The organism is Pseudomonas sp. PDM04 (assembly GCF_014851765.1).
Lineage (GTDB): Bacteria > Pseudomonadota > Gammaproteobacteria > Pseudomonadales > Pseudomonadaceae > Aquipseudomonas.
On record NZ_JACVAI010000001.1, the window covers coordinates 506,828 to 517,879 of the forward strand.

Genomic DNA, 11,052 nt, shown 5'->3' on the forward strand with positions numbered 1-11,052 from the left:
CGGTCATGCGTCACCGCCAGCAGATCGTCGCAGACCTTCATGGCCGAAGGCGATGTCAGCCAGATGGGTGAATTGCTGCGCCAGGCGTTGCGGCGCGTCTGCCTCGGCGAACAGCGACAAAGGCAATTGCAGGCTGAACCGCCGCACGGTGTTCAGCAGCGTCGAGCGTTCAGGGTGCGGGCTCAACCGCAGGCTGTCGCCGAGCACGCCGAACAGCAACGGGTCGAGTTCATCCGGGCAGGTCAGCAGGCCCAGCAAGAACACCAGCCAGTCGGCTTCCTCGGGGTTGTGCCGGCGGATCAACGAATCGCCGAGCAGACCGCCAACGAACTGCGCCTCGGCTGAACGCAGGCGCTTGAGTTCGCTCAGCCGGGCCAGCAACCGGCCAAACTCCAGGCGTGAACAGCTCGGGTCCTGGGCGCCGATATCGGTGAGCAGCGCCGCCTCGATGAACGCCAGCACCTGCAAGCGCCGGGCCGGGCCGTAAAGCGCGATCCAGTGCTGATAACTGTCGAGCGGCCCGTCATCGCACTCGAGAAAATCCCGATACGTTTCACGCAGCAACGCGGCCCGCACGGCCAGGCTCGCGCCGAACAACCGGGCCTTGAGCGCGGCATTGATCCCGGCCTTCAGGCGCTTGGGAGGCGCCTGGGCGACCACTGCCTGCAACAGGGTCTCCAACCGTTGCCGACTGACCTCGTCCAGCGTCTTGCGGCGCAGCAGCTCACGCAGCACCCATGTCAGGTCGCTGTCATCGGCAAACAGCTTGCGCGCTGTCGTCAACAAACGGGCGACGGAGGCGTCGGCGAGTGGCGCCAGCCTGAGCAGTTGCTGCACCTTGGGCAGCGGATCGTCGTCCAGGACCCGCTCGAAATTGTCCGGCAGGCTGTCGGGTTTCAACTCGAACTGCCGTCGGCCTCGAAACTGGGTGAGCGCGGCGGACATTTCATCGCTGATCTGCACCAGACGCTGGACCCAGGCGGTGGCCGCAGCGTCGTCGAGTTCGGTCTCGACCGACGCCTGGGGCGGCGGATGCTCGGCGGCCTTCTCGGCGTTGAGCCGCGCCTGGGCCGCCCGGCCAGCGCTGGACATCGTCGGCAGGATCATGGCTGGGGCCCCCGCAGGTAGCTGCGTCGCACCCGCTCGTGCTGTTGCGGGGTGAGCAAACGCGTAGCCGGCTCGACGACATTCGGCTCCAGCGCATCGCGGATTTCCCTGGGCTGAATCAAGAACACTCGCACGGTGTTGGCCGAGCGACTCTGCCGATAGCTGAACAAGCGACCGATCCATGGGATCGAACCGAGCACCGGTATCCGGCCGATCTGTTCGCTGTGATCATCGCGGGTGAAGCCACCCACCAGCAGGCTCTTGCCCGGTGGAACCCGCGCCACCGTGCTGATCCGGGTGCGACCGACGGTGGGCAATGCACTCGGTTGCTCGCCCCGGTCGGGGTTGTCGATCTGGCTGCCGTCCTCGATGGTGAGCGACATTTCGATCTCGTCGGTCTGGGCGAAACGCGGCAGCACGTTCACCAGCGTGCCGTAGGTCACGTGTTGCAGATCGACACTGCGCTCCCCCACCAGCGGCGCATAAAAGGTGCGATTGTTGTCGAAAATCGCCGGCACGTTCTCCTGCGTCAGGATCATTGGCCGCGACACCACGTTCGCCCGGTCGGTGCGTTCCAGGGCCAGGATCCGCGCCACGAACGACGCGCCGTTGAGGGTGGTGGTCGAGCCGGTGTTGAGCGATACACCGAACTTGCCGCCCACCTTCGACGCCCCTTGCCAGTTGATGCCCAACTGATTGAGCTCGTCCTTGTGCAGGTCGATGATCCACAGCGACAGCTCGACGTGACGCTTGGGCGTGTCCAGCGCACTCACCAGGTTCTCGATGAAGCGCACCTGCTCTGGCAGGCCCTTGACCAACAGGCTGTTGGTGTCGGGGTAGGCCACGACCCGGATATTGCCGGCCGCCATGTCGCGGGCAAGGATGCGCGGTGCGGACGGGTCCTGTTCCGACAGCGTGGTCGCCAGGCCGAGCAGCGGAAACTCCGGCGTAACCGCCTGGCGTTCAGGCTGGGCCTGGGCCACGGTGGATTCGACGCCATTGCGCTCGCCGCGCAGCAAGTCTTCGATCACGGTCGCCAGGCCCGGGATGGTGATCTTGTCGTCACGCAAGTCGTACTGGCGGTTGCCGACGAAGGTGTTGCGCACCTGGATGACGCCGATCTGCTGTTTGCCCAGCATCAGTTCCGAGCGCTGGTTGTCCATCATCCCGGCGGCCTGGATCACCAGATCGACATACATCGGCGGCCCGGACACATGGAACGTGCGCAGGCCATCGTGGCGTAACGGGTATCGCCGATCGTACAACCCGGAGCGTTCGAGGAACGCCTTCAGGTTCGCCACGGTCAGGGTCTGCAGCGCCATCATCGAGCTTTTGAACTCGCCGTTGTCGTACAGGTAGATCGCCTGGCCGTCGCTGTACCAGATCAAGCCCATCTGCGCGCTGACCCGTTCGAACACCTGTTGCGGCGCGCGCAGGTCGAAGGTGCCCGAGATGCGCTTGGCCGCCGCGCTCTTGCTGACGATGACCGGCTTGCCCAACGGGCCGGACAGCGCGCTGAAAAAGCTGCGCACGCTCTGTTCCCGAGCTTCGAAATTGTCTTCGCTGGCCTGGGCGCGCCATGGCGCGAGCAGCCAGCCCATCGACAGGCAGACGGACAGCAGCGCGATGATTCGGCGGTTCATCGGCTCACTTTCCCGGCAGGTAGGTGATGTCGCACAGACTGCTGGGCGTGAACCCCACCAGCTGGCGAATTTCTCTCGAGAAATGCGAAGACGAGGCGAAGCCCAGTTCCAGCGCGACATCGGTCAGCGAACCGCCCTGCAGGCTCATGTTGAGCAACGCCCGGGCCGTGCGCCAGCCGCGCAATTCAGGCTTGGCGGCCTTGCCGAGCGCCTGGCGGCACAGGCGCCGGAAGTGCGACACCGAAACGCCGTAGCGCTGCGCCAGGTCCGCGAGTTTTTCGCTGCGGGTGCCCTGCTCCAAGAGGAATCGCACCAGCCCGTAACTCTCGGTGTGCCGCAACACGTTGGCGAAGGCCTGGAAGGCCGGGCTACCGCCCAGTGCCTGCGCGATGTACCAGTGCTCCAGGGCGCGGTCCGAGCGAACGGTGTCCAGGCTCACCGGCAACGACGCCCATGAAGCGGGGTTTTGCCGTTGGCCGATCAACGCATCGCTCAGGTCGATGAACACCTGCAATTTCACCAGCCGCGCCGGCGACAACGGCAGCACTTGTACGTCGCCACCGTGCAGGTGCAGTTCCTCGTTGACCGCGACCAACCCTTCCCAACCGCCGGGCAAGCGACTGCACGGCGTCGTCCCCAGGAGCAGGTTCGACCTGCCGACACGCAAATGCATCACGCGTTCGCCACAGCGACCGCCGGGAATGGGTGTGAGGTGAAGGGGTTCGGGGGGCATGCCCATCTGCTGTTCGGCCTGACGAGGAAGGTTCGGCAGGATGAAAGACCGGGCCCGGGAAGTCCTGATGGAAAACTGATGAACGCCGCTCTGGCATATGCCTTGCACCCCCACAGACATCAGCACTCATGGCAACGGCGCGATGAGTGTCAGGACAACGGCGTCGTCACCCGGCCTTGCGTATGCGAGGACGCGGGACGACGCTTTTTTTTGCAAGGTGAAGACGCGATGAACGAACCATCAGCCGGCCCATTGGCCTGGGTCAACGGCAGCGATGCCCCGGAAAAGACCGAAATCAATCTCGGTTTCATGGCCCTGAGCGACTGTGCCTCGGTGGTGGTCGCCGCCACCCAGGGTTTCGCCCAGCCGTACGGACTGACCTTGAACCTCAAGCGCCAGTCATCCTGGGCCAACCTGCGGGACAAACTGGTCAGTGGAGAACTGGATGCCGCCCACAGCCTCTATGGCCTGATCTATGCGGTGCACCTGGGCATCGGCGGCGTGGCCGCCACCGACATGGCGGTGCTCATGGGTCTGAACCAGAACGGCCAGAGCATCAACCTGTCCCAGGGGTTGCAGGCGCTGGGCGTGACCGGTCCTGAGGCACTGGACCGCCACGTGCACCAAACTCGACCAAAACTCACCTTTGCCCAGACCTTCCCCACCGGCACCCACGCCATGTGGCTGTATTACTGGCTGGCGAGCCAGGGCATCCATCCCTTGCACGACGTCGACAGCGTGGTGGTGCCACCGCCGCAAATGGTCGCGCACCTGCAAGCGGGACGGATCGACGGTTTCTGCGTCGGTGAGCCCTGGTCCGCCAGCGCGGTGAAGCAGAACCTCGGCTTCACGCTGGCCACCACCCAGACCATCTGGCCCGACCATCCGGAGAAAGTCCTGGGCTGCACCCGCGCCTTCGTCGAGCAATACCCCAACACCGCCCGGGCACTGGTGATGGCGATCCTGCAAGCCAGTCGCTTCATCGAGCAAAGCATTGAAAACCGCCGCAGTACTGCGCAGCTGCTGAGCGCCCCGCAGTACCTCGACGCGCCGCTCGACTGCATCGAGCCGCGATTGCTCGGCGATTACGTCGACGGCCTCGGCAATCGCTGGCAGGACCCGCACGCCCTGCGCCTGCATGGCAATGGCGAAGTGAACCTGCCGTACCTGTCCGACGGCATGTGGTTCATGACTCAGTTCCGCCGCTGGGGCTTGCTGCGTGACGACCCGGACTACCTCGCGGTAGCCCGGCAGGTCCAGCAACTGGACGTGTACAAAGAGGCCGCCAGCGCCGTCGGCATCGTGGCGTCGAGCCTGGAAATGCGCAGCAGCCAATTGATCGACGGCAAGATCTGGGATGGCTCGGACCCTGTCGGCTACGCCCGTGGTTTCAAGCTGCATGCCATGAGCGACAGCTCGCCCCTACTCGCCAGCCGCTGACAGGAGACTGCGAATATGTTGCGTATCCTGCTGATCAATGACACCGCGAAGAAAGTCGGCCGGCTGAAGGCCGCCCTGACCGAAGCCGGATTCGAAGTCATCGACGAATCCGGTCTGACCATCGACCTGCCCGCGCGCGTCGAAACGGTGCGCCCGGACGTGATCCTGATCGATACCGAATCACCGAGCCGCGATGTGATGGAACAAGTGGTATTGGTCAGCCGCGACCAACCGCGCCCGATCGTGATGTTCACCGACGAGCATGACCCCGATGTGATGCGCCAGGCGATCAAGTCCGGGGTCAGCGCCTACATCGTCGAAGGCATTCACGCCCAGCGCCTGCAGCCGATTCTGGACGTGGCCATGGCCCGCTTCGAAAGCGACCAGGCCCTGCGCGCCCAACTCCATGCCCGCGACCTGCAACTGGCCGAGCGCAAGCGCATCGAGCTGGCCAAGGGGCTGCTGATGAAAATGAAGGACTGCAACGAGGAAGAGGCCTACACCCTCATGCGCCGCCAGGCCATGAGCCGGCAGCAGAAGCTGATCCAGGTGGCGGAGCAGATTATCGCGATGAGTGAGTTGCTCGGCTGAGGTTCTGTATCGCCCTTTCTGGCCCCATCGCGAGCAGGCTCGCTCCCACAGGGATCTTTTGAGCACCGAAAATCCAGTGTGGGAGCGAGCCTGCTCGCGATAGGGGCGACTCGGTTTCGAAGTGTTGGCACAAATCTCGCTAAGCATTCACCACAGGTAACCAACGGCGGTTGCCCCACCTACGACAAAGACGTCGCTCACCTGATTGGCCCATGGCGAATCCGGTGGCGGCGTTTTTTTGTTTTGGCCCCACAGCCCGGGGCCGGTGGTGCGGCCGTTGCGGCCTCCCACCTGCAAGCTCATGACTCCTTCTCGAGACGACTCACAGCTGAGGTGCGCGATGAATTCAAGCTTCTGGAAATCCGGCCATACCCCGACCCTGTTCGCGGCGTTTCTCTATTTCGACCTGAGCTTCATGGTCTGGTACCTGCTGGGCCCACTGGCAGTGCAAATTGCCGGCGATCTGCACCTGACCACGCAACAACGGGGCATGGTCGTCGCCACGCCGATCCTGGCCGGCGCCATCCTGCGTTTCATCATGGGCATGCTCGCCGATCGCCTGTCGCCCAAGACCGCCGGGCTGATTGGCCAGGTGATCGTCATTTGCGCGCTGTTCGGCGCCTGGAAACTGGGTATCCACAGCTATGAACAGGCGCTGGTGCTGGGTCTGTTCCTTGGCATGGCCGGTGCTTCCTTCGCCGTGGCCCTGCCGCTGGCCTCGCAATGGTATCCGCCGCAGCACCAAGGCAAGGCCATGGGCATCGCCGGGGCCGGTAACTCGGGCACCGTGCTGGCGGCGTTGATCGCTCCGGTGCTGGCGGCTGCGTTCGGCTGGAGCAACGTGTTCGGTTTCGCCGTGATCCCGCTGGTCCTGACCCTGATCGTCTTTGCCTGCCTGGCGAAAAACGCGCCCGAGCGGCCCAAGGCCAAGTCGATGGCCGACTACTTCAAGGCCCTGGGCGACCGCGACAGCTGGTGGTTCATGTTCTTCTACTGCGTGACCTTCGGTGGCTTCATCGGCCTGGCCAGCGCCCTGCCCGGCTACTTCAACGACCAATATGGCCTGAGCCCGGTCACCGCCGGTTACTACACTGCAGCCTGCGTGTTCGGTGGCAGCCTGATGCGCCCGTTGGGCGGCGCCCTGGCCGACCGTTTCGGCGGCATTCGCACCTTGCTGGGCATGTACACGGTGGCGGCGGTCTGCATTGCCGCGGTAGGTTTCAACTTGCCAAGTTCCTATGCGGCCCTGGCCCTGTTCGTCTGCACCATGCTCGGTTTGGGTGCGGGTAACGGCGCAGTGTTCCAATTGGTGCCTCAGCGCTTCCGCCGCGAAATCGGTGTGATGACCGGGTTGATCGGCATGGCCGGCGGCATCGGCGGCTTCGCCCTCGCGGCCGGGATGGGCGCGATCAAGCAGAGCACCGGCAGCTATCAATTGGCCTTGTGGTTGTTCGCCAGCCTCGGCGTCCTCGCCTGGTTCGGCCTGCATGCCGTCAAGCGTCGCTGGAGAACCACCTGGGGTTCGGCCGCTGTCACCGCCGCACGGGTCTGAGGCCTGAATGAGCCTGCAGCTGAGTTTTGCCGAAGCCAGCGCCATCGGCCCCCGCGAGGAGAACCAGGACGCCTTGCGCCTGGTCACGCCGGCACCGGCGCTGGCGGCGAGCAAGGGTTACTTGTTCGCCATCGCCGACGGCGTCAGCCAGTGCGCCGATGGCGGGCTGGCTGCCCGCTCGACCTTGCAGGCATTGGCCCTGGACTATTACGCCACCCCGGAAACCTGGGGCGTCGCCCAGGCGCTGGACCGCCTGTTGCTGGCGCAGAATCGCTGGTTGCAGGCCAACGGCGGCGGGCAACCGCTGCTGACCACGGTCAGTGCCCTGGTCATGCGTGGCCGGCGGTTCACCCTGGCCCATGTCGGCGACTGCCGGGTGTACCGCTGGCACGCCGATCAGTTGCAACGGATCAGCGAAGACCATGTCTGGGACCAACCGGGGATGCAGCATGTGCTGAAACGCGCCCTGGGTCTCGACCAGCATCTGGTGCTGGATTTCCTCGACGGCGAGTTGCGCCTCGATGAGCGTTTCGTGCTGCTCAGCGACGGCATCTGGGCCGTGCTGGGCGACACCGCCATCGCCGCCATCCTGCGCGATCAACCGGACCTGCAGAGCGCCGCGCAAACCCTGGTGAACGCGGCGCATCTGGCCGGCAGCCAGGACAATGCCAGCGCCCTGTTGGTGCGGGTCGATGCCCTCGGCGAAACCAGCATCGGCGATGCGCTGATTCATTTGCAGCAATGGCCCTTGCCGCCTGCGTTGAAACCGGGCCAGGTCTTCGAGGGCTGGCAGGTCGAAGGGATCGTCGGGCAGAGCCAGCAGTCGCGGCTCTATCGGGTCCGCGACGCCCAGCAGCAACCCTGGCTGTTGAAAACCCTGCCGGCGGCCCTGCACGACGATCACCTGGCCGGGCAGGCGTTGCTGTCCGAGGAATGGTTTCTCAAACGGGTCGCCGGGCGGCATTTCCCCGAGGTGCACGCCAGCAGTCAACGCCAGCATTTGTATTACGTGATGCGCGAATACGCCGGTTCGACCCTGGCGCAACGGGTTGAAGGCAATGCAACGCTGCCGCTGGCGCAATGGCTGGACCTGGCGGAGCGCCTGCTGCGCGCGGTGGGCATGCTGCATCGCCGGCAGATCCTGCACCGCGATATCAAGCCGGAGAACCTGCTGTTGGGGGACGACGGCGAGCTGCGCCTGCTGGACTTCGGCCTGGCCTACTGCCCCGGCCTGTCCGAGGATCAGCCCTCGGCGTTGCCCGGAACGCCCAGTTACATCGCACCGGAGGCCTTTCGCGGTGATCCACCCACGCCGCAACAGGACTTGTACGCGGTGGGCGTGACCTTGTATTTCCTCCTGACCGGGCACTACCCCTACGGCGAAATCGAAGCCTTCCAGCGTCCACGGTTTGGCGTGCCGGTGAGTGCCAATCGCTACCGCCCCGACTTGCCGGAATGGGTCGCACACAGCCTGGAACGCGCGGTGGCGGCGGACCCGGGGCAACGTTTCGAGACGGCGGAGGAATGGCTGCTGGTATTGGAACAGGGTGAACGGCGCAGCCTGAGCGTGAGACCCAGACCGCTGCTGGAGCGCGAACCGTTGAAGGTGTGGCGGACGTTGGCGTTGTTGTCGTTGGCAGGGAATCTGGTGTTATTGGTTTTTTTGTTTCACGGGTAGGTGGGGTTGGGGCGTTGAGTTGAGTTGAGTTGAGTTGGGTGAATATCCGTTTTTTGGGTGATGGCGGGTTATGGTTCCGCCCTTACGGCGGGTCCCTTTGGGGCCCCAAAGTAACCAAAGGGCTTCAATCCCCTGACGTACGGCCCTTCGCTTAGGCTCAGGGTTCCCTCGCTCCCGTCCTGCTCCGTGGGCCCGCCGCCATCGGCCATCCATGGCCGGGGGCGGCTAAACCGGCATCCATGCCGGTTTGCCCACTGCGCAGAACCTGCGCTCGGCCTTCCGATGGGGCAGATCAAGATCAAAAGCCAGATCAAAAGCAAAGCCAAATGCATAACAGGTCGGCTTTTCTGTGGGAGCGAGCCTGCTCGCGATGGTTGTGAACGATGACACGGGGGTATCTGGATGCTTGCGGTGCCTGGCCGTTTTTCGTCGGAACGCCGCCCGGAGCAAGCTCGCTCCTACAGGGGGTCGCGTACATCTTGAGAGCCAGGCCGGCCGGTAGGCCGCCTCGGGTGCTGTGGCGGTGCACGCCCCCTCGAGAGGCCGAGTGGAGGTTCTGCGCAGTGGGCACCGCGGCAGGGATGCCGCGGTAGCCGCCGCCGGCCATGGATGGCCGATGGCGGCGGGCCCACGGAGCAGGACCGGAGCGAGGGGATGCCGAGCCTAGGCGAGGCACCGAACGTCAGGGGCAGAGCCTTTTGGTTACTTTGGGGCCCCAAAGTGACCCGCCGTAAGGGCGGAACCTTAAGTAGCCGTTACCCCAACAATGGATATTCACCCTGTCCATGAACCGCGATAACAGCCGACCAGCCCCACCAGCCCCCGCTCCATTACCGGGCAATCCGCTTCGATTCGGTGCACCGCCCGCCCCCTGCCCACGCCCCCTCCCCAATAAAACCGGCACCGGGACGACTTGGCACAACCGCTGCATTAACTCTTGCATCACATACAAAGCCCAGCCTTCAACGATGAAGGGTGCGCTTCCCGAGAGAACGGGATCCGGACAAAGGCGTCCTCGCTAGATTACTGGCGGGACGCCTTTTTTGTTTGCGCGCGATTTGTCGAACACGCGGGAGAAGCTGATGAAAAAACTCAAACTGGTGATGATCGGCAACGGCATGGCCGGCGTTCGTACCCTCGAAGAGTTGCTCAAGCTGAGTGACGAGCTGTACGACATCACTGTCTTTGGCGCCGAGCCCCACGCCAACTACAACCGCATCCTGCTGTCGCCAGTGCTCGCGGGTGAGCAAACCTTCGAAGACATCGTGCTCAACGACCTGAACTGGTATCAGGGCCACGGCATCAAGCTGCTGCTCAACCGCAAAGTGGTACAGATCGACCGGATCAAGCGCCGGGTCATCGCCGAAGACGGCACCGAAGCCGAATACGATCGCCTGCTGATCGCCACCGGTTCGACCCCTTTCATATTGCCGATTCCGGGCAACACCCTGCACGGCGTAATCGGCTACCGCGACATCGCCGACACCCGACTGATGATCGACACCGCCAGGACCCACCGCCACGCGGTGGTGATCGGCGGCGGCCTGCTCGGCCTGGAAGCGGCGAACGGCCTGATGCTGCGCGGCATGCACGTCACCGTGGTGCACAACGGCGAGTGGCTGCTGGAGCGGCAACTGGATAACGTCAGCGGCCGTATGCTGCAAACTGCGCTCGAAGCGCGTGGCCTGCATTTTCGTCTTCGCGAGCAAACCAGGGCGTTGCACGATGCCGGCAATGGCCGGGTCGGTTCAGTGGAATTCAGCAACGGCGACCTCATCCCCGCCGACCTGGTGGTCATGGCCGCCGGCATCCGTCCGGCGACCGAACTCGCGGAGAAATCCGGCCTGCCCTGCCATCGCGGGATTCTGGTCAATGACACGATGCAAACCTATGACCCAAGGGTCTATGCCATCGGCGAATGCGCCAGCCACCGGGGTACGGCCTATGGCCTGGTCGCGCCACTGTTCGAACAGGCCAAGGTCTGCGCCAACCACCTGGCCCGTCTGGGCTTCGCCACCTACAAGGGCTCGGTGACTGCGACCAAACTGAAAGTGACCGGCATCGACCTGTTTTCCGCCGGCGACTTCATGGGGGGCGAAGGCACCGAAACCATCACCCTCAGCGACCCGATCAGCGGCATCTACAAGAAGCTGGTGATCAAGGACGACGTGCTGGTCGGCGCCTGCCTGTACGGCGACACGGTGGATGGCGGCGAGTATTTCCAGCAGATCCGCGAGAACCTCGACATTGCCGCCATCCGCGATCGTCTGATGTTCGGTCGCCTGCAACCGAATGACGACATGCAGCA

The 11,052-nt window shown here is 64.2% G+C and carries 7 protein-coding genes and 1 pseudogene; 5 read left to right on the forward strand and 3 right to left on the reverse strand.

The genetic code is table 11. The features are described from left to right. Positions 1–3 precede the first annotated feature (3 nt). The 3 genes from sctW to IB249_RS02345 are packed head-to-tail and all read right to left on the reverse strand — an operon-like array spanning position 4 to position 3,483. The gene (sctW, locus tag IB249_RS02335) at positions 4–1,107 is read right to left on the reverse strand and encodes a type III secretion system gatekeeper subunit SctW (RefSeq protein WP_192301907.1); all 1,104 of its coding nucleotides are present in this window, start codon (positions 1,105–1,107) and stop codon (positions 4–6) included. Then, positions 1,104–2,750 (reverse strand): type III secretion system outer membrane ring subunit SctC, encoded by a 1,647-nt coding sequence (gene sctC / locus IB249_RS02340; RefSeq protein ID WP_192301908.1) that lies wholly within the window; start codon positions 2,748–2,750, stop codon positions 1,104–1,106. Before sctC ends, sctW begins: the two co-directional genes overlap by 4 nt. 4 nt (positions 2,751–2,754) lie before the next feature. Further along, the gene (locus IB249_RS02345) at positions 2,755–3,483 is read right to left on the reverse strand and encodes an AraC family transcriptional regulator (RefSeq protein ID WP_192301909.1); all 729 of its coding nucleotides are present in this window, start codon (positions 3,481–3,483) and stop codon (positions 2,755–2,757) included. 228 nt (positions 3,484–3,711) lie between these two features. Here IB249_RS02345 and IB249_RS02350 point away from each other — a divergent pair, with 228 nt between their 5' ends. The 5 genes and pseudogenes from IB249_RS02350 to IB249_RS02370 all read left to right on the forward strand — a co-directional run. Beyond that, the gene (locus IB249_RS02350; protein ID WP_192301910.1) at positions 3,712–4,923 is read left to right on the forward strand and encodes a CmpA/NrtA family ABC transporter substrate-binding protein; all 1,212 of its coding nucleotides are present in this window, start codon (positions 3,712–3,714) and stop codon (positions 4,921–4,923) included. Positions 4,924–4,938: 15 nt separating this feature from the next. Then, positions 4,939–5,514, forward strand: a complete 576-nt coding sequence (locus tag IB249_RS02355) for an ANTAR domain-containing response regulator (RefSeq protein ID WP_084318725.1) — start codon at positions 4,939–4,941, stop codon at positions 5,512–5,514. Between the two features lie 340 nt (positions 5,515–5,854). Then, positions 5,855–7,066 carry a nitrate/nitrite transporter gene (locus tag IB249_RS02360; protein ID WP_192301911.1) on the forward strand — a complete coding sequence of 404 codons (1,212 nt, stop codon included), beginning with the start codon at positions 5,855–5,857 and terminating at the stop codon, positions 7,064–7,066. Between the two features lie 7 nt (positions 7,067–7,073). Beyond that, positions 7,074–8,744: a bifunctional protein-serine/threonine kinase/phosphatase gene (locus tag IB249_RS02365; protein WP_192301912.1), complete on the forward strand. Its 1,671-nt coding sequence runs from the start codon at positions 7,074–7,076 to the stop codon at positions 8,742–8,744. Positions 8,745–9,826: 1,082 nt separating this feature from the next. After that, positions 9,827–11,023: pseudogene (locus tag IB249_RS02370) on the forward strand (NAD(P)/FAD-dependent oxidoreductase); the annotation flags it as partial. Between the last annotated feature and the right edge of the window lie 29 nt (positions 11,024–11,052).

Excerpts from the sequence above, each read along its gene's own strand:
- sctW (WP_192301907.1), bottom strand. The coding sequence starts at position 1,107 with ATGATCCTGCCGACGATGTCCAGCGCTGGCCGGGCGGCCCAGGCGCGG.
- sctC (WP_192301908.1), bottom strand. The coding sequence starts at position 2,750 with ATGAACCGCCGAATCATCGCGCTGCTGTCCGTCTGCCTGTCGATGGGC.
- IB249_RS02345 (WP_192301909.1), bottom strand. The coding sequence starts at position 3,483 with ATGCCCCCCGAACCCCTTCACCTCACACCCATTCCCGGCGGTCGCTGT.
- IB249_RS02350 (WP_192301910.1), top strand. The coding sequence starts at position 3,712 with ATGAACGAACCATCAGCCGGCCCATTGGCCTGGGTCAACGGCAGCGAT.
- IB249_RS02355 (WP_084318725.1), top strand. The coding sequence starts at position 4,939 with ATGTTGCGTATCCTGCTGATCAATGACACCGCGAAGAAAGTCGGCCGG.
- IB249_RS02360 (WP_192301911.1), top strand. The coding sequence starts at position 5,855 with ATGAATTCAAGCTTCTGGAAATCCGGCCATACCCCGACCCTGTTCGCG.
- IB249_RS02365 (WP_192301912.1), top strand. The coding sequence starts at position 7,074 with ATGAGCCTGCAGCTGAGTTTTGCCGAAGCCAGCGCCATCGGCCCCCGC.